This is a genomic window from Polaromonas sp. P1_G4, assembly GCF_056405475.1.
Genome location: NZ_JBFUCA010000025.1, coordinates 1 through 16,994 on the forward strand (window position 1 = coordinate 1; position 16,994 = coordinate 16,994).

19 protein-coding genes are annotated in these 16,994 nt (G+C 61.0%); 3 read left to right on the plus strand and 16 right to left on the minus strand.

Annotated elements, in window-relative coordinates; all coding sequences use genetic code 11:
* Nucleotides 1-222: 222 nt before the first annotated feature.
* From AC1D1X_RS02480 to AC1D1X_RS02510, 7 genes are all read right to left on the minus strand, one after another.
* Entirely contained in the window at nucleotides 223-711 is a 489-nt protein-coding gene (locus AC1D1X_RS02480) for a hypothetical protein (protein ID WP_477671206.1), read from the minus strand.
* Nucleotides 712-784: 73 nt separating this feature from the next.
* On the minus strand, nucleotides 785-1,186 hold the full coding sequence (locus tag AC1D1X_RS02485; protein ID WP_477671207.1) for a ribonuclease E inhibitor RraB: 402 nt from the start codon (nucleotides 1,184-1,186) through the stop codon (nucleotides 785-787).
* A 20-nt stretch (nucleotides 1,187-1,206) separates the two neighbouring features.
* A complete protein-coding gene (locus AC1D1X_RS02490; RefSeq protein ID WP_477671208.1) occupies nucleotides 1,207-1,518 on the minus strand; it encodes a hypothetical protein in 312 nt (103 codons plus the stop codon).
* 86 nt (nucleotides 1,519-1,604) lie between these two features.
* On the minus strand, nucleotides 1,605-2,003 hold the full coding sequence (locus AC1D1X_RS02495; RefSeq protein ID WP_477671209.1) for a DUF6228 family protein: 399 nt from the start codon (nucleotides 2,001-2,003) through the stop codon (nucleotides 1,605-1,607).
* A 93-nt stretch (nucleotides 2,004-2,096) separates the two neighbouring features.
* Nucleotides 2,097-2,462: a hypothetical protein gene (locus AC1D1X_RS02500; protein WP_477697781.1), complete on the minus strand. Its 366-nt coding sequence runs from the start codon at nucleotides 2,460-2,462 to the stop codon at nucleotides 2,097-2,099.
* 573 nt (nucleotides 2,463-3,035) lie between these two features.
* Nucleotides 3,036-3,374: a hypothetical protein gene (locus tag AC1D1X_RS02505; RefSeq protein WP_477671612.1), complete on the minus strand. Its 339-nt coding sequence runs from the start codon at nucleotides 3,372-3,374 to the stop codon at nucleotides 3,036-3,038.
* A gap of 69 nt (nucleotides 3,375-3,443) precedes the next feature.
* Complete coding sequence (locus tag AC1D1X_RS02510; protein ID WP_477671611.1) at nucleotides 3,444-3,902, minus strand: hypothetical protein; 459 nt, start codon at nucleotides 3,900-3,902, stop codon at nucleotides 3,444-3,446.
* Nucleotides 3,903-4,048: 146 nt separating this feature from the next.
* Here AC1D1X_RS02510 and AC1D1X_RS02515 point away from each other — a divergent pair, with 146 nt between their 5' ends.
* Nucleotides 4,049-4,267: a phage integrase N-terminal SAM-like domain-containing protein gene (locus AC1D1X_RS02515; protein ID WP_477671610.1), complete on the plus strand. Its 219-nt coding sequence runs from the start codon at nucleotides 4,049-4,051 to the stop codon at nucleotides 4,265-4,267.
* A 345-nt stretch (nucleotides 4,268-4,612) separates the two neighbouring features.
* On the opposite strand, the gene AC1D1X_RS02520 is transcribed toward AC1D1X_RS02515, so the two are convergent.
* From AC1D1X_RS02520 to AC1D1X_RS02535, 4 genes are all read right to left on the minus strand, one after another.
* Complete coding sequence (locus AC1D1X_RS02520) at nucleotides 4,613-6,187, minus strand: DHA2 family efflux MFS transporter permease subunit (RefSeq protein ID WP_477671609.1); 1,575 nt, start codon at nucleotides 6,185-6,187, stop codon at nucleotides 4,613-4,615.
* Nucleotides 6,188-6,287: 100 nt separating this feature from the next.
* Nucleotides 6,288-7,664: an EmrA/EmrK family multidrug efflux transporter periplasmic adaptor subunit gene (locus AC1D1X_RS02525; RefSeq protein WP_477671608.1), complete on the minus strand. Its 1,377-nt coding sequence runs from the start codon at nucleotides 7,662-7,664 to the stop codon at nucleotides 6,288-6,290.
* A 58-nt stretch (nucleotides 7,665-7,722) separates the two neighbouring features.
* Entirely contained in the window at nucleotides 7,723-9,255 is a 1,533-nt protein-coding gene (locus AC1D1X_RS02530) for an efflux transporter outer membrane subunit (protein ID WP_477671628.1), read from the minus strand.
* 106 nt (nucleotides 9,256-9,361) lie between these two features.
* A complete protein-coding gene (locus tag AC1D1X_RS02535; RefSeq protein ID WP_477671607.1) occupies nucleotides 9,362-9,904 on the minus strand; it encodes a MarR family winged helix-turn-helix transcriptional regulator in 543 nt (180 codons plus the stop codon).
* 79 nt (nucleotides 9,905-9,983) lie between these two features.
* On the opposite strand from AC1D1X_RS02535, the gene AC1D1X_RS02540 reads away from it, so the two are divergent.
* Nucleotides 9,984-11,768, plus strand: a complete 1,785-nt coding sequence (locus tag AC1D1X_RS02540; RefSeq protein WP_477671606.1) for an ABC transporter transmembrane domain-containing protein — start codon at nucleotides 9,984-9,986, stop codon at nucleotides 11,766-11,768.
* Between the two features lie 168 nt (nucleotides 11,769-11,936).
* Nucleotides 11,937-13,250: a Glu/Leu/Phe/Val family dehydrogenase gene (locus tag AC1D1X_RS02545; RefSeq protein ID WP_477671605.1), complete on the plus strand. Its 1,314-nt coding sequence runs from the start codon at nucleotides 11,937-11,939 to the stop codon at nucleotides 13,248-13,250.
* A gap of 321 nt (nucleotides 13,251-13,571) precedes the next feature.
* On the opposite strand, the gene AC1D1X_RS02550 is transcribed toward AC1D1X_RS02545, so the two are convergent.
* From AC1D1X_RS02550 to AC1D1X_RS02570, 5 genes are all read right to left on the minus strand, one after another.
* The gene (locus AC1D1X_RS02550; RefSeq protein WP_477671604.1) at nucleotides 13,572-14,087 is read right to left on the minus strand and encodes a DUF1178 family protein; all 516 of its coding nucleotides are present in this window, start codon (nucleotides 14,085-14,087) and stop codon (nucleotides 13,572-13,574) included.
* A 21-nt stretch (nucleotides 14,088-14,108) separates the two neighbouring features.
* Nucleotides 14,109-14,723, minus strand: coding sequence for an NUDIX domain-containing protein (locus AC1D1X_RS02555; protein WP_477697782.1), 615 nt, complete (start codon nucleotides 14,721-14,723; stop codon nucleotides 14,109-14,111).
* Nucleotides 14,720-15,022 carry a DUF2818 family protein gene (locus AC1D1X_RS02560; protein WP_457279055.1) on the minus strand — a complete coding sequence of 101 codons (303 nt, stop codon included), beginning with the start codon at nucleotides 15,020-15,022 and terminating at the stop codon, nucleotides 14,720-14,722. Before AC1D1X_RS02560 ends, AC1D1X_RS02555 begins: the two co-directional genes overlap by 4 nt.
* 8 nt (nucleotides 15,023-15,030) lie before the next feature.
* The gene (gene nuoN, locus AC1D1X_RS02565) at nucleotides 15,031-16,533 is read right to left on the minus strand and encodes an NADH-quinone oxidoreductase subunit NuoN (protein ID WP_477697783.1); all 1,503 of its coding nucleotides are present in this window, start codon (nucleotides 16,531-16,533) and stop codon (nucleotides 15,031-15,033) included.
* A 20-nt stretch (nucleotides 16,534-16,553) separates the two neighbouring features.
* A partial coding sequence (locus AC1D1X_RS02570) for a proton-conducting transporter transmembrane domain-containing protein (protein WP_477697784.1) occupies nucleotides 16,554-16,994 on the minus strand: 441 nt, incomplete at its 5' end.

The following is a 16,994-nucleotide window of genomic DNA, read 5'->3' on the forward strand; positions in this document are numbered from 1 at the left end:
AAATACGACGGCGCGTTCATATTGATTGGCGACGCGTAACCCGGCGGTGGCAATGGCGACAAGGACCACAAGAAGACCAAACACAACTTCATTCATGGCATTTCCTTTGAAGGCGCGACTGTTGCTCGGATACCTAACGTGAACGTAACCGGCGGCCACGGCAAGGTGCGACCGAAGGCAGCAGAGGCTCCGCGTCCGGGTTGACTGACCAGTTAGGGTGCGTCATTTTGGCAACGGTACATTCTGAACCACGACGAGTAGCACCCAGATCGGAACCATGAAAACCCCGAGGATTGCGAGCAACTTGATTGACCGGGGGGATTTTTGCTTGAATGTGCGCTGTCCGATAGAGCTAAGCAGGTTGAACTCTTGAACCTTTTCGGCGCCGCCCGCAAACAACACCCACCAAGCATAAACAGACGCCGTGCATAGGATTACCGTCAACCAGGCAATGACAAAGGGATTGCCGTCTTGTGGACGGAAATAGTGCCAAACCGTTGGAGTGTAGCCAGACACACACCCAAGACCCATGACGACCCACGGTAGATTGGCGCCGATGGCAAAGCGTCTCAGATAGTTCACCCCTTCGGCCGCAGATTCAACACTGCCCATGTTTTCAATATCGCGACGTGCTTTCCAATAGTTGAATGCTCCAAACCCGAGAAGAGCTAACCAGAAGTATTCTGATATGAAGTGAAATATGTCTGGCATGTAGCGGCCTAACGTACCAAGTAAGCGGCGGCAGATACGACCGTCCGCTTGAGTGCCGGGTTAGATGTTGCGGTCACCGGACCACCTCGGCGCCCCAGCCGTCGTACGCACCTCCATTTGCCGAGGCTAAAGCTGAAAGATGTTCCCGGATCTCTACCAGGACCTTTAAATCTGGAACCATCGTTTTGCTCGCCTGAACAAGCCACTCGGATGAGTCTTGCGCGCCGGGCTTCACCTGCACGTCGTATCCGTGGAAAGATGGGTCTTTTGCCACGCGGTCTGCTGAATCTTGCGACGGCAAATGCAAGAAAAAGTCGACCTTGTGCGGTTGATTCAGCTTGGAGCCAACTTGCCTCAGTTGGGACAGAACGCGCAAATCGGGAACTGCCACTTGGCCTGCTCTGTTCGCCGAGACGAAGACGTAAGCCAATACGGCCAGAATGGCCCCAATTGCAATGATCGTTGTAGCGGACATGTGGATATCTAACGTTTGACTTAAGCGGCGCCGTCAGGCGTCCGCTTGAAGGAAAGGTTAGACCGCACACTGTCCGCTCGTTCGACCGCCTCGATGGCAGCGTTAAGAGCCTTGACAAGTGCTTTGGCCCTCTCAAGATCAACCTCGATTTCGACGTTTGCGACGATAGCCTCGTCCGGGATTGACTGAGATTCCAATGAACTTTGGCTGATGTCTAGATCGGGATGCACGTTCCAGACTTCGAGATTGACGTGATGTGGATGAATGCCGGGCACGACTTCAATGAATCCTTGCCTGTAACGCACACCGTTGCACTTGATTCTCTGTTTCATGTGCGGTCTAACGTGAAGGTGACCGACACGCAACAACTTGCCGCATAGCGGCATTCTGCAGGTGCGTGTCCGTGTTGACCGTCATGTTAAAGGGTGTCCTTGGCATTCAACAGATCCTCCGCTTCCTCTCCGATTCTTGGGAGTTGCCCAAGCTCCGTGTCCAGTCCAACCCGTACGCTCCACTCCTCCGGTGCGCCCGGCATTCCAGAGAGATGTATGTCAAACGTGACATTACCGAGCGCGTTGCAAGTAACGGAGAATTTGAGATCTTGTTCAAGTGATTGCCACTCGCGAGTGCCCTTCCACGGCCGTTTGTTCGCCCCGAGATCAACGAAGAAGCGCCCGAGGTGAACGGCGTCATCGTCTATCCAGACTTCCGTAAGGGCCGTGACGCGGTGACCCACGATCTCAACGACGAAATAGCCGCCTTGCCCCCTACTGATGCGGAGTTCACGGTTCGACGATGTGGAGTGGATGGACAACATTAGCGCGTTGCCCTTTAACGTTGGAGGCCACCGGCACGCAGCAAGCGCYGCGCAGCGGCTATCTGCTGCTGAGTGTCCGCGTGGGCCGAAATGTTAAGCGGCACGATTCACCGCCTGCGACTTAAAGGCAACAACAAACTCTTTCGCCTGCTCAAATGTTTCCGGATAGCTTGTCTTCTGCCGCCCGCCTGATTCCGTTGGCTCATAAACCGACTGAAATAGAAAGCCGTGCTCCACCAAAAGCTGCACCTTTTTCCATTGAAGAGTGTCAACTGCGGCAGGTGCTGAGAATTTGCGACTGAGCCTCACCATTTCGCCTGTGCACTGCGGGCAAAGCCTTGGTGCCTCACTAATGGGCTTTTTAAAAGACTTCTTACAATGAAAGCAGACATGCGGGTACAGGCGCCCTTGAATGTCCTTTTCCTTTGGGAAAGCGCTGTGATGCTTGAATGCTGCCATGCCTGCCGTTTAACGTAAAAATGACCGGGCCACCAACAYKWGCGGCGAAGCYGCCTCCTGCTGTTGTGGGTCCGCGTCGATTGGCATGTTAGACATCGGTCCCTAGCTTCGCACGAACCCGCTGGGGATCAAAGTCAGGGCAAGAACAAAGAACGGAGCTGTTGCGGGAAAGACGCAAAGGGCCAACATCAACCACATGAGGGGGCCGAAGAAGCCCGCGTCTCGCAGACGCGGAACCAGGACGAACTTGGCCATGACGTACGTAAGGCCCACCACGTTCACAAGAACGCCGGCTACAGCGAGCAGCACCAACACAAGCACGGAGGAACCGGCAGAGTTCATGAAAGCTAGAACTGTCAGAAAGTAAAGAACTGCTGCGAAGGCTAACCCCGCGACCAGTCGGACGAGGTAGGCCAGTCGCCCGATTTCTGCCACGTCACGTTGAGACCCTGCCTGCATGCCGATGTCTAACGTCGGAGATGACCGTGCCACGACGCCTGCGGCGAAGCCGCCTTCTGTTGTTGTGGGTCCGTGTCGATTGACAGGTTAGAGCGCTCCATCGCTGAAGACATACTACAGCGTCCTCCGCGCGCACCGCGGCGCAATTCGATCTGTCCGTCTGTCGAACACGCTCCATTCGGCTTCTGGGTCAACAAAGGAAAGCTGGTAAGCCTCCTTCCACTCAATGAATGTCATCGATTCCTTCAACGCGTCGAATACGCACTCGCAATACGATTTCACTGCCGCAGCGGGACGACGACCGTCAGCGCGCCCGGCCGCAACACATTGCGCCTCGCCCTTTGCTTGGTACTCCTCGATCTGAGTCGAAGTGACGACCGAGGGCGCCTTCTGGGCAAGAGCGGACAAGCCGCAAACTCCGCAAAGAGCAATGAGAAGGACGATGTTTCTCATGCGCTATAACGTTTGACATGAGGGGTGACCGAAAGGCGTAGCCTTCTGGGCATCCCCTCGATGGAAGGGTTAGGCGCCGGCATCGATAGGCCAAGGTAGAGAGGCAGGGCTGGACGCTCCACCACGCCGCGGATCGTTATTGATTGCCCACGTGACCTCTGAAACTGTGGGTTCATTCTTAAGTACGCGATCAACTTCGATAGCAAGCCGCTGAATGGCGGCGGTACGCGGAGGTGGACGCTTGCCGAACAGCCTGCCGACAAAGCTAGGCAGGCCAATTGGTTCGATGAAGAGCTGCCATGCTTCACCTTCAAAGTAGCGCGCAAAGCATACCCAAACCCGACTGCCTTCTACCGTACACGGAACGTACCAACCACAGTCGCGCCAGTTGTCGAATTCTTCCACGATCGGAAGGAAGGTTCGCAAGTGTTGCTCGATCTTTCGGGCGAGATAACAACCATCTGGATGGTCGTATTCTGAATCGATGGGGAAGGATGCCTGAAAGGCTGCGAGAGCTTTGACCTTCATGAGGCGCCTAACGTAATGTATGCCGCAAAACCTGCCGTATAACCTGGCGGTTGCAATCTAATTTGGACATAAAAACCCTCTGTAAGCCGCTTGCATGCTGGGCCTCGAAGAAATATACTGTAAATTCATACAGGCATAAAAATTCTGTGAAACCCCGCAATCCTCCACTGCAGTCTGCCCGCTTGCTGGATCAGGTCCGGGAGCGGGTTCGGTATTTGCACTATGGCCTTGGCACTGAGAAAACTTACCTGTATTGGGTCCGTTTTTTTGTCCGATGGCATGGCCGCAACGGCCACATGACGCATCCGCGCGACATCGGAACACAAGGTAGAGCCCATATCCGTTTGCGCCTTGCACCTCGATGATTTACGCCCATGTGCGGAAGGTTGCCGCTGGCGGCACCGCCAGCCCGCTGGACGCCCTGCTCGCCTGAAACGCTATTGATTTGATAGCTTCTCGCGCATATTCCGTTTGGGCTTCAGCCCATTTTAATACCTAAAAAGAGGCCCAAATTAGCTTTGGAGGAGGCTGCGGGCCTTTGCAAAGTGTGGCAGCGCCAAAACCCCTTGCTTTTGAGCACTTGGGGGCTGCTTTTTAGATACGAAACAGGCCTGTAGACCAATGCAGACAGGCGCAAGCAGCTACTGATTTAATAGCAAAAAAAAGCGGTGCACAAAGCGCCGCCCTCGTTCCAACCCCACGCAGAGGCCTCAGTGCGCGCCCGCAGCGGCGTCCGCACTCCCCGCTCCCGCCTTGGTATGCCGCGTCAAAAACACCAGCGGAATCAGCAGCAGGAAGATCAGCGAGGAGGCATAAAACACGTCGTTGGCGGCCAGCATGTAGGCCTGCTGGTCGACCAGGCGGTTGATGGTGCCCAGGGCCTGGTCGGGCGTGAGGCCGGCACCGGCGAGGCCCGTGAGGGCGCTGTTGGTGGCGGTGCTGCCCTGGTTCACGTATTCGCTGATCTGCGCGTGGTGCATGGCGGCGCGGTCTTGCCAGATGGTGGTGGCAATCGAGGTGCCGAAGGAGCCGGCCGTGATGCGCACGAAGTTCGACAGGCCGGAGGCCGCGGGAATCTTGTCGGGCGAAATGCCCGACAGCGTGATGGTGACCAGGGGGATGAAGAAGAAGGCCATGGCCACGCCCTGGATGATGGTCGGGATCATGATGGTGCGGAAGTCGGCCTGGGTGTTGAAGTTGGACCGCATCCACAGCACCAGCGCAAATACCATGAAGGCAAACGCGGCGAAGCGGCGCGGGTCAACTTTCGCGATGTTCTTGCCGACGACGGGCGACAGCAGCAACGCGAAGGCGCCGACAGGCGCCAGCACCATGCCGGCCTGCGTGGCGGTGTAGCCCATGTATTGCTGCAGCCACAGCGGCAGCAATACGACGTTGCCGAAGAAGAGTCCGTAGCCCACCGACAGCGCCAGCGCGCCGGCCCAGAAGTTGCGCTTCTTGAACAGCGTGAGGTCGACCACCGGATGCTCTTCCGTCAGTTCCCAGATCACGAAGGCGATCAGGCCCACCAGCGCGATGATGCCGAGCGCAATCACTTCACCGGAATGGAACCAGTCGAGCTCCTGGCCCTTGTCGAGCATGATCTGCAGCGCGCCGACCCAGATGACCAGCAGCGCCAGACCCACTGAATCGATGGGGAGCTTTCGCGTGACGCTTTCACGCTTCCGGAAGATGCTCCAGGTGATGAAGGCAGCGCCAAAGCCGACGGGAATATTGATATAAAAAATCCAGGGCCATGAAATGTTGTCGGTGATCCAGCCGCCCAGGAGCGGCCCCATCACCGGCGCGATCAGCGTGGTCATGGACCAGAGCGCCATGGCCAGCCCCGCCAGTGCTTTCGGGTAGCTCGACAGCAGCAGCGCCTGCGACAGCGGGATCATGGGCCCGGCCACCAGGCCCTGCAGCACGCGCAGAAAAATCAGCGTGGTCATGTTGGGCGCGAGGCCGCACAGCCACGACGTGAGCACGAACAGCATGACGCTGGCCGTGAACAGACGCACCTGGCCGAAGCGCTGCGATAGCCAACCGGTGAGCGGCACGGCAATCGCATTGGCCACGCCGAAACTGGTGATGACCCAGGTGCCCTGGTTGGGGCTCACGCCCAGGTCGCCGGCAATCGCGGGCAACGACACGTTGGCGATGGACGTGTCGAGCACATTCATGAATGTCGCGGCCGACAGGGCCAGCGTGCCCCACAGGCGGGCGGAGCCTGTCAGCGGCGGCGGCTGGACATAGGCGGGGGCGGGAGCAGGTGCGGAAGCCATGAAAGCCTTGCGAATAAGGGGCTGGTGGAAACCGCTACGGGAAATCGCTGCGGTTGCGCGAGCTGGAAGTGCGGGTTGCGGGTTGTGTGAGGCTTGTGGCTTAGGGYGCCACGCGGTTGCCAGCCAGCGACAGCGTGTGGCTGAACGCGAGGCGCTGCGCATCGGCGCCGGCCTGGGCGGGCGAAACAGCGCCGCCCTGCGGCAAGGCCGGCCTGACTGCGACGGCGGGCTTGGCCAGCTTCACGGATTTGCCGGTGTTGGCGGCAATGACGCGCTGCACATCCTTGTCGGCCGCGTCGTCAGGCGTGCCGTAAGTCTGGCTGTGTGCCAGGGCAGCGTCGCGCGGCGCATCGGCCAGGGTCTTGCCTTCCTTGCTGCTCACGTCCACTTCGGCGTCCATCGACAAGCCCACGCGCAGCGGGTTGTCGGCAAGCTGTTTGGCGTCCAGCGCGATGCGCACCGGAACGCGCTGCACCACCTTGATCCAGTTACCGGTGGCGTTTTGTGCGGGCAGCAGCGAGAAAGCCGCACCGGTGCCGACGCCCAGGCCGGCCACCTTGCCCTTGTATTCCACCTTCTTGCCGTACAGGTCAGCTACCAGCGTCACGGGCTGGCCGATGCGGATGTTGCGCAGCTGGACTTCCTTGAAGTTGGCGTCGACCCAGACCTGGTTGAGCGGGATGATGGACATCATCGGCGCGCCGGCGGCCACACGCTGGCCGAGTTGCACCGTGCGCTTGGCCACATAGCCATCCACGGGCGCCAGCAGCGCGGCGCGCTGCGTGGCCAGGTAGGCCTCACGCACCCGGGCGGCGGCAACCTGCACGCTGGGGTGCTGTTCGACGCTGGTGCCTTCGGTCAGTGCCTGGTTGCTGGTGAGTTGCTCACGTGCAGCGACCACACCGGCCTGCGCCGCAGCCAGCGCGCTTTTGGCGGTGGCCAGCTGCGTCTGCGCGTGGTTGAGTTCTTCTTTGGACACCGCGCCGTTGCCGGTGAGCGACTGGCGGCGATTCAGGTCGTCGCTGGCGCGGGCGATGTCGCTTTGCGCCTTGACCACATCGGCATCGCGCAGGGCAATCTGCGCTGCCAGCGTGCCGTTGTTGGCGTAGAGCGTGCGCACCTGGCGCACGGCCTGGGCCAGTGCGGCCTCGGCCTGTTCCAGCGCAACCTTCGCATCGGCCGGGTCAAGCTGCACCAGCGTCTGGCCGGCTTTCACGAAATCGGTGTCGTCGGCCATGATGGCCATGACGGTGCCGCCGATCTGCGGCGTGATCTGGATCACGTTGCCCTGCACGTAGGCGTTGTCGGTGGACTCGTAATGGCTGGCCACCAGGTATTCATAGGCAGACCAACCCAGCCCTGCAACGACCACCACGGCCGCGAGCGCCGTCAACGCCTTTTTGCGTTTGGGGTTTCCTGCGGGCGGTTGTGCTGGTGCGTCGGAAGCTGGGGAGTTGGTAGATGTTGTGTCGCTCATGATGGTGTCAGGTGTTGGTTGATTCGGAACGATGCGTTACTTGCGTTTGGGCCGGCGCTTAATGCGCTGCGGGCAATTTTTCAGAATTAAAACCGGCTGTAGCCCAATCAGGACGAGCGCCAGCAGCTATTGTTTTTGTAGCATCCTGCGCTTGCGGCGCCTGCGCCGAGGGATTGCCGTAGCCGCCGCCCAGGGCGCGTATCAACGCGACCTGTGTGTCGAGCGCGCGGGCCGAGAGGTCTACCGCCAGACGGCGCTGTGCCAGCACGCTGGTTTCGGCGGTCAGCACATTGAGGTAGGTGCCCAGGCCGGCCTTGTAGCGCTGCACGGCGATGTCATAGGCGCCTTCCGCGGCTTCCTGCGCGGCGCGCTGCTCGGTTTGCTGGCGCGTGATGGCTTGCGATGACGCGACCTGGTCGGCCACATCGCGCACCGCGTCGATCACGGCGGCGTTGTAGCTTTCGACAGCGGCGTCCAGGTCGGCCGTCTTGCCGCGCAGGTTGGCACGCAGGCGGCCGGCGTCAAAAATCGGCAGGCGCAAGGCCGGCCCGACACCCCACTGCTGGCTGCCCGAGTCAAGCAGGCGACCGAGGCCGATGCTGGAAAAACCGGCGAAGGCGACCAGGTTGACGTTGGGGTAGAACTGGGTTTTGGCGTTGACCACGTCTTTGGACGAAGCCTCTACGCGCCACCGCGCAGCGGCGATGTCGGCGCGCCGGCCCAGCAGGTCGGCGGGAATGGCCGTGGCGGTTGCTACGTTTTTGATAGCTGCTTGCGCCGGAAGGGAAAGGGCTGCAGTGCCATTTTGCTTGCCAATGAGGGCGTCGAGCGCGTTGCGCGTGAGGGCCATCTGCTCTTGCAGGGTTTCGAGCTGCAGGCGCGCTTCGGGAAGGCCGCCTTCGCTCTGGCGCAGCTCCAGGCGGGTGTCCAGGCCGGCGTCGACGCGGTCGCGCACCAGCTTGAGGGTTTCTTCACGCTGGGCGAGCGTGCGGCGGGCCACCGTCACCTGCTCGTTCAGGCGAACCAGCTGAAAGTAAGTGCGGGTCACATTGCTGGCCAGCAGCAAGCGTGCGGCCTGCGCGTCTGCTTCAGCGGCACTGGCGGTGCCCAGCGCGGCATCCAGCGCGGCGCGGTTTTTGCCGAAAAAATCAAGCTCCCAGCTCACCGCGAGCTGCGCTGTACCGCTGTTGCGGATGGAGCCTGCCAGTGGTGCGGGCACTGCGCCATTGGCGGTGTATTGCTGGCGCGTCAGGTCCAGCTGCCCGGTGACCTGCGGCAGCGTGGCGGCATCGGCAACCTCGGTGACGGCCAGTGCGCGCGCCAGGCGGGCCTGCGCAAGCTTCAAGGTCGGGCTGGTTTGCAGGGCTTGGTCGACCAGGCCGTTGAGCTGCACATCGCCAAACTCGCGCCACCATTCGGCGGCCAGCGGCGCCTGGGCCGGCGTTTGGCTGGCGGTGTCGGCAGCCAGGCCCAGCGAAGGCGCGTCACGCAGGCTGGAATGCGGCGCGATGCCCGACATGTCGGCACAGCCCGTGAGGCCGGTCGCCATCAGGCCCACGGCCACCACGCTGGCGGCGGCCACCAGGGCCATACGGAAAGAGGCGCGCCAGAGCGGCAGGCGCGGCTCAGCGTGTTCGGCCTGGTTCACCGAAACGCAAGCCGAGACAGAAGCGGACGCGCTGCAAAGGGTGTTGCTGTTATTTGTCATCTTTTTCATTCGCTGCTTGAAGGGCTTGAAGGGTCTGCGCTGTTTCAAGGATGCGGCGCAGGTAGCCTTTGAGGTTTTGCCACTCATCGACCGTGAAGCCGGCCAGGTGGGCGTTTTGCACACGGCTGAGCACCGCAGGGATTTCTTTCGCGGCTTCGCGGCCTTCGGGTGTCAGTTCGATATTGACCACGCGCCTGTCTTCGCTGGAGCGGATGCGGCGGCAAAAGCCCTTGGCTTCGAGCCGGTCGAGCAGGCGGGTCATGGAGCCGGCATCGAGCTGGCACACACGGGCGAGTTCAGCCACCGTGGAGGCCTTGCCGAGGTAGATCTTGAGCATGGGCACCCACTGCGCGTTGGTGAGGCCCTGGGGCTCCAGTTCGCGCGTGACCTGCTGGGAGACGCTGTTGAGGATCTGGCGCATCAGCGCACCGGTGCTTTGCCCGGCGTCGTAATCGGTCGCGCAATAAAACTCGGCCGGCAACCCACAAAGGGGAACTGGGACAGCTGGCGGACGGCTGGATTCGGATTTCATGGACACGAATAATACATGCCTAGACAAACATTGTCAAGGCTGTGTTTGTACAGACATCTTTTATGGCTAAACTCCCCGCATGGCTACTTCTTCCCTTTCCAATGCGCCCAAGGGCGCGCCCCGCTCCCTTTCCGGCCTCGTTCCCTTCCTGCGTCCCTACCGGGGGCGGATTGTTCTGGCGATGTTTTTCCTGGTGATGGCGGCCGTTGCCACGCTGGTGTTTCCGCTGGCCCTGCGCAGCCTGATTGACGGCGGGCTCAGCGCGGCGGACAAGGGCCAGCAGCTGATGGCGCTGCGCACCCATTTCTTTGAGCTGTTTGGGGTGGCAGCGGCGCTGGGCCTTTTTTCGGCAGGCCGCTTTTACATGGTGAGCTGGCTGGGCGAGCGCGTGACGGCAGACCTGCGCAATGCGGTCTACGCGCATGTCGTGCGGCAAAGCCCCGAGTTTTTTGAAACCACACAGACAGGCGAAGTGCTCTCGCGCCTGACCGGCGACACAACGCTGGTGCAGACGGTGGTGGGCTCTTCGCTCAGCATGGGCCTGCGCAATGCCGTGATGGGCGTGGGCGCGCTGGGGATGCTGGTCTATACCAACCCGTACCTCATGGTGCAGGTACTGGTGGTGCTGGTGTTGATCGTCGCGCCCTCGGTCTGGTTTGGCCGGCGTGTACGCAAGCTGTCGCGCGCCAGCCAGGACCGCGTGGCCGACTCCAGCGCGATCGCGGCCGAAGTGCTTAACGCCATTCCGGTGGTGCAAAGCTACACCGCTGAAGGCCGCGAGGCCGCGCGCTTTGATGCGTCAACCACCAATGCCTTCAACACTGCGATTCGCCGCACCAGGGCGCGCTCGGTGCTGGTGGCTTTCATCATCATCGCCACGTCGGCGGCGCTGCTGTGGGGCCTGTACCAGGGCACGCAGGCGGTAATGCGGGGCGACATCACGGCGGGCCACCTGGGGCAGACGGTTGTTTACGTGATCATCCTGGCCAGCGCGGCGGCCGTGCTGGGCGAGGTCTATGGCGACCTGCTGCGGGCGGCCGGCGCCACCGAGCGGCTGATGGAGCTGCTGACGTCGCGTTCACCCGTCATTTCACCGGCAAATCCGGTTCCCGGGCAGGTCACACGGGCGGGAAGCGCTATCAAATTTGAAGCAGTGACGTTTCACTACCCGTCGCGGCCCGCGCAAGCTGCCCTGACAAACTTTTCCCTGAGCGTGTCGCCCGGTGAAACGGTGGCCATCGTGGGACCCAGCGGCGCAGGCAAGAGCACGGTGTTCCAGCTGCTGCTGCGGTTTTATGACCCGGCCTCGGGCCGCATCGAACTGGATGGCGTGCGCACAGCCGACATGGCGCTGCACGATTTGCGGCAGCGCGTCGGCATCGTGCCGCAGGACGCCGTCATCTTCTCGACCAGCGCGCTGGAGAACATCCGCTACGGCAAACCTGAAGCCACTGATGAAGAGACCCGTGCAGCGGCCAGGGCGGCCTTCGCGCATGAGTTCATTACCGCCCTGCCCGAAGGCTACGACACCTTTCTCGGGGAGCGCGGTGTGCGGCTTTCCGGTGGCCAGCGCCAGCGTATTGCGATCGCGAGGGCGATGCTGAAAAACGCTCCGCTGCTGCTGCTGGATGAAGCCACCAGCGCGCTGGATGCCGAAAGCGAACGCATGGTGCAGGCGGCCCTGGAGTCGGCCATGAAGGACCGCACGACGCTGGTGATTGCGCACCGGCTGGCCACTGTGCAGCAGGCTGACCGCATCCTGGTGCTGGACCATGGGCGGCTGGTGGAGCAAGGCACGCATGCCGAGCTGGTAAACCGCGGGGGCGTTTATGCGCGGCTGGCGGCGCTGCAGTTCACGGTGTGACGACGCGGGTTGCGCAGCTTCAGCAGCCATCAAAAATCAGCGATATGCATTATTTGCATAGATATTGGTGAACAATGCCTTGGACTATTTAGGCCGAGGCTTTTAAGCTCCGTCCATTGATTCTTCCCGCAGACTTTCCCGCAAGAAATCCCACAAGGAGCTTTTTCAATGTCACACGCAGCCTCTTCTGTTCCCACCCCCGCCGGGTCTCACCCGCTTCCGTCTTACCTGCAGGCGGACAACCTGGGCCCCTGGGGCAACTACCTGCAGCAGGTAGACCGCGTCATTCCGCACCTGGGCAGCCTGGCGCGCTGGGCTGAAACCCTCAAGCGGCCCAAGCGTGTGCTGATCGTGGACGTGCCGATTCACATGGACGACGGCACCGTGGCGCACTTTGAAGGCTACCGTGTGCAGCACAACGTTTCGCGCGGTCCCGGCAAGGGCGGTGTGCGTTTCCACCAGGACGTCACGCTGTCTGAAGTGATGGCGCTGTCGGCCTGGATGTCGGTCAAGAACGCGGCGGTGAACGTGCCGTACGGCGGTGCCAAAGGCGGTATCCGCGTCGACCCGAAAAAGCTTTCGCGTGGCGAGCTTGAGCGCATGACGCGCCGTTACACCAGCGAAATCGGCATCATCATCGGCCCCAACAAGGACATCCCCGCGCCGGACGTCAACACCAACGACCAGATCATGGCGTGGATGATGGACACCTACTCGATGAACACCGGCTCCACCTCAACCGGCGTCGTCACGGGCAAGCCGGTCGACCTGGGCGGCTCGCTGGGCCGGCGTGAAGCCACGGGGCGCGGCGTGTTCACCGTGGGCACCGAAGCGGCCAAGCACATTGGCCTTGATATCAGTACCGCACGGGTCGCCGTGCAAGGCTTTGGCAATGTGGGCGGTGTGGCGGGCAAGCTGTTTGCCGAAACCGGCGCACGTGTGGTCGCGGTGCAAGACCATGGCGGCACGATTTACCGTGAAGCCGGCCTCGATGTGCCGGCGCTGCTGCGTCATGTGGAAGCCAATGGCAGTGTGGCCGGATTCACCGAAGCCGAAGTCATTGCCAATGACGCGTTCTGGGACGTGGAGTGCGACATCCTGATTCCGGCCGCACTTGAGCAGCAAATCACTGCCGCCAATGCCGGCCGCATCAAGGCGCGCATGATCATTGAAGGCGCGAACGGCCCGACGACACCTGCCGCCGACGACATCCTGCATGACCGCAACGTGCTGGTGCTGCCGGACGTGATCGCCAATGCCGGCGGCGTGACCGTCAGCTACTTTGAATGGGTGCAGGATTTTTCCAGCTTCTTCTGGGACGAAGAAGAAATCAACAAGCGCCTGGTGAAAATCATGAAAGACGCCTTTGCCGGTGTTTGGGCCGTGGCGCAAGACCAGAAGGTCAGCCTGCGTACCGCCACCTTCATCGTGGCCTGCAAGCGAATCCTGCACACGCGCGAGTTGCGCGGCYTGTACCCCTGAGTTACTGGGTCAGCGCCGGGACCTGCGCGTCAACGACCTGGACAACCTTTCAAGCAGGGGCCGCAGAACCGGCTTTGCCGGGCTGCAGGCGCAGCACCCCCTCGGGGGGCAGCGCATTACACGAAGTGAAAAGCGTGGGGGCTCTATTTCTCCGCGGGACTGGCTTCGCCAGACCGCAGGCGCAGCGGCCCCCTAGGGGCTGGAGCCTGCGGCTCCGAACCTGCTTGAGCAGGTTTGGACAGGCGACAGAGGCGAAGCGTCTCGCGAGCCGCGGCCTGCAAGGCCTCGGGAGTTACGCGAAGCGAACGACCGTGGGGGTCATTACTGCAACGTTTCCTTGATCCCAGGCAGCAAAGGCAAGGGCATGACGTCGATGCCCTCCTCTATCAGTTCCACGGTTTCGCGCGCACTGGCCTGGCCGCGAATGCTGCGCGCCTCCAGTTCGCCATAGTGCATGCGGCGKGCCTGATCCGCAAACTGGCTTCCGACATCTTCGGTATGCGCCATCACATGACGCAAGGCCTTCAGGAACGCGGCCTGCTCTGCCTGACTCTTTGCGGCCGGTATACCCGCCATGGCGTTGGCCTCGCCTTCGACGACCCGCGCCGGGTTCGGAATGGCAACTTGTGAAGACGCAGCAGCCCGGCTGCCTGCGCTCACGATGTCATGGCCACCCAGGTTGAGACGTGGTGCACTGGGAAGTTTCTGGATGCTTTTGTCGGCACACATCGGGCATTCGATCAGGCCGCGCGACAGCTGGGCCTGGAAGTCGTCCTCGGACGCAAACCAGCCTTCAAATGAATGCTGGTGCGCACATTGGAGATTCAGGACTTTCATGGCCGGATTATCGCCGGGGGATCAGGGTGTTGCAGTTTGCCAGTCCAAAGCCCACGCCCCGGAGAGCACGTTTTGCAACCACAGTGCGCCTGTCAATGTTTTTGCATCCGTGACCTCGCCGCTGGCGCACCAGGCAAGAAGCTCAGCGGGTGTTGCCGTAAAGACGTCCAGAAACTCCCCGGCATCCAGCTTGCGATGGCCGAGTGTCAGCCCGCGCGCAAACCAGATGTCAATAAATTCGGTAGAGTACGAGATCACCGGATGCAACACGCCCGCCCTCGCCCATTCACGTGCGGTGTAACCGGTTTCCTCCAGCAGTTCACGCTGTGCGCAGGTCAGCGAACCTTCGCCCGGATCGAGCTTGCCCGCGGGAAACTCCACCATCACGGCACGCATGGGGTAGCGGTACTGGCGCTCCAGCACCAGACGCCCGTCGTCCAGTTGCGCCACGATCATCACGGCACCGGAGTGAATGACGTATTCGCGCGTTGCCTGGTTGCCATCGGGCAGCCTGACGGTATCGCGCAAGGCATGCAGGAAATTCCCTCTCAGGATCTCGACCGAATCGATGCAGGTCTCGACGAGGTGCGYGTCGGCAATTGCACCGGCTTGATCAGGACCGGAAGATGCGCTCATGGGCGGTGCTTGAACAGGTAGCGCCAGGTAAATCCGGGAAACGCAAAGGTGATGAAGAGCGTACCGGTGATGGCATAAAACTCCCAGCCTTGCGGTGCAATCTGACCGCTCCGCTGCTCAAGGTATAAGCCCAGACCGCCGACAACCAGGTACCAGACCACCAGCTCTGCAGCCCTGATTGCCAGGTTTTTCGGCAACTTGAGCGCGTAGACCGCGAACAGGCGATTGCTGATGAAAGGCAGGTTGGCTGCCAGCAAGGCCAGCAGCACGACCAGCCAGACTGAAGCAGTTTGGGTCATGGCAGAGGTCAGCTACCCAGTGATTTGACGATGCTGCTGATGGACTGCGCGCACAGGGTCATCAAACCGCCAGGCATGATGCCTAGGATCAGGATGAGCGCACCATTGATGGCCAGCACTGCCTTGGCATCTGCCGGCGCAGAAACCGGCTGGGCGTTATGGGCCAAGGGTGCATCAAAGTACATGACCTTGACCACACGCAAGTAATAGAAGGAGCCCACCAGCGACATGATCACCGCAAAAACGGCCAGCACAATGTAGCTGGTTTGTTGCGAGGAAATCAGCGCCTGCAGGACGGACAGCTTGGCATAAAACCCCACCAGCGGCGGCAGGCCGGCCAGCGAGAACATGCTGATGGCCATCACGCCGGCGTACAACGGGCTGCGCTGGTTCAGGCCGGCCAGATCGACGATCTCTTCAGACTCATGCCCTGCCCGTGCCAACAGCATGATGATGCCGAAAGCACCCAGAGTGGTGAGCACATAAGTCAGTGCATAGAACATCGCTGCGCTGTAGGCGGATTCAGTGTTGAGCTGGTTGCCGTTGACCACGCCGGCCAGCAGGCCGAGCAGCAAGAAGCCCATCTGGGAGATGGTGGAGAACGCCAGCATGCGTTTGAGGTTGGACTGCGCAATTGCGGCCAGATTGCCCACCAGCAGCGAGCCGATGGCCATCAATCCCAGCATCTGCTGCCAGTCAATTGCCAGCGGCAACAGGCCTTCGACCAGCAGGCGGATACAGATCGCAAAGGCCGCGAGCTGCGGCGCTCCACCGATCAGGAGGGTCRCGGCTGTAGGCGCACCCTGGTAGACGTCAGGCAGCCACATATGGAAAGGCACAGCGCCCAGTTTGAAGGCCAGGCCAGCCACGATGAAGACCAAGCCGAAAATCAATACCTGGTGCTTGACCTGGCGGCTGGCAATCGCGTTGAACACTTCGTTGAGGTCCAGGGAGCCGGTCGCGCCGTACAGCATCGAAAGACCATACAGCAGGAAACCCGAAGCCAGCGCGCCCAGCACGAAGTACTTCATGGCGGCTTCGGTGGCAGTGGCGTTGTCGCGGCGCAGGGCCACCAGCGCATAGCTGGACAGGGTCAGCAATTCCAGGCCCATGTAGATCACCAGGAAGTTGTGGCCCGAGATCATGACGAACATGCCCAGCAGCGCGAACAAGCTCAGAGTGAAGAACTCACCGCCGCGCAGCATGTCGCGATCTGCCGCGTAAGGGCGGCCATAGACCAGCGTAATCATCACGGTGATACAGGCAAAGCATTTGAGCCAGCCGCCCATGGGGTCGCTGACAACCATGTTGCCGAAACCATAGAAGGTCTGGCCTCCAGATGCGTAGGCAGCCTCCATGGCCGCCACGACGGCCAGGGTCAACAGCGTGAGCAAGTAGGTCAGCGTACGCTGCGGCGTCTTGACGCCCAGGTCCACCAGCGCAATCACGCAGGCCATGGTCAGGAGGACGATTTCCGGATAAACCGTGATCCAGGAGAGTTTGTCAATCATCTGAATTCTTTGTAGTTGCTTCAGTTCAGTTTGGAGGCCGCGACGTGCTTGAGCAGGTCCGCCACTGAAGTATTCATCACATCGGTAAACGGCTTGGGATAGATGCCCATGTACAGCACAGCGATGGCCAGCAGCGCCAGCATCAGGAATTCGCGGCTGTTGATGTCGACGAGTGCCTTGACGTCGTCATTGGCCACGGGGCCCAGGTAAACGCGCTTGTACATCCACAGGGTGTAGGCTGCGCCAAATATGAGTGCCGTCGCTGCCGCGCCGCCTATCCAGAAGTTGTATTTGACCGCACCCAGAATAACCATCCACTCGCCGACGAAACCGGCTGTGGCCGGAAGGCCGCAGTTGGCCATGGCAAAAAGTAGTGCAAAAGCCGCAAATTTGGGCATGGTGTTCACCACGCCGCCGTAGCTGGCGATCTCGCGCGAATGGACGCGGTCGTACAGTACACC

Coding starts and splice junctions, on each gene's coding strand:
- AC1D1X_RS02480 (WP_477671206.1), bottom strand. CDS start 711: ATGCCAGACATATTTCACTTCATATCAGAATACTTCTGGTTAGCTCTT.
- AC1D1X_RS02485 (WP_477671207.1), bottom strand. CDS start 1,186: ATGTCCGCTACAACGATCATTGCAATTGGGGCCATTCTGGCCGTATTG.
- AC1D1X_RS02490 (WP_477671208.1), bottom strand. CDS start 1,518: ATGAAACAGAGAATCAAGTGCAACGGTGTGCGTTACAGGCAAGGATTC.
- AC1D1X_RS02495 (WP_477671209.1), bottom strand. CDS start 2,003: ATGTTGTCCATCCACTCCACATCGTCGAACCGTGAACTCCGCATCAGT.
- AC1D1X_RS02500 (WP_477697781.1), bottom strand. CDS start 2,462: ATGGCAGCATTCAAGCATCACAGCGCTTTCCCAAAGGAAAAGGACATT.
- AC1D1X_RS02505 (WP_477671612.1), bottom strand. CDS start 3,374: ATGAGAAACATCGTCCTTCTCATTGCTCTTTGCGGAGTTTGCGGCTTG.
- AC1D1X_RS02510 (WP_477671611.1), bottom strand. CDS start 3,902: ATGAAGGTCAAAGCTCTCGCAGCCTTTCAGGCATCCTTCCCCATCGAT.
- AC1D1X_RS02520 (WP_477671609.1), bottom strand. CDS start 6,187: ATGGCTTCCGCACCTGCTCCCGCCCCCGCCTATGTCCAGCCGCCGCCG.
- AC1D1X_RS02530 (WP_477671628.1), bottom strand. CDS start 9,255: ATGGCCCTGGTGGCCGCCGCCAGCGTGGTGGCCGTGGGCCTGATGGCG.
- AC1D1X_RS02535 (WP_477671607.1), bottom strand. CDS start 9,904: ATGAAATCCGAATCCAGCCGTCCGCCAGCTGTCCCAGTTCCCCTTTGT.
- AC1D1X_RS02540 (WP_477671606.1), top strand. CDS start 9,984: ATGGCTACTTCTTCCCTTTCCAATGCGCCCAAGGGCGCGCCCCGCTCC.
- AC1D1X_RS02560 (WP_457279055.1), bottom strand. CDS start 15,022: ATGACCCAAACTGCTTCAGTCTGGCTGGTCGTGCTGCTGGCCTTGCTG.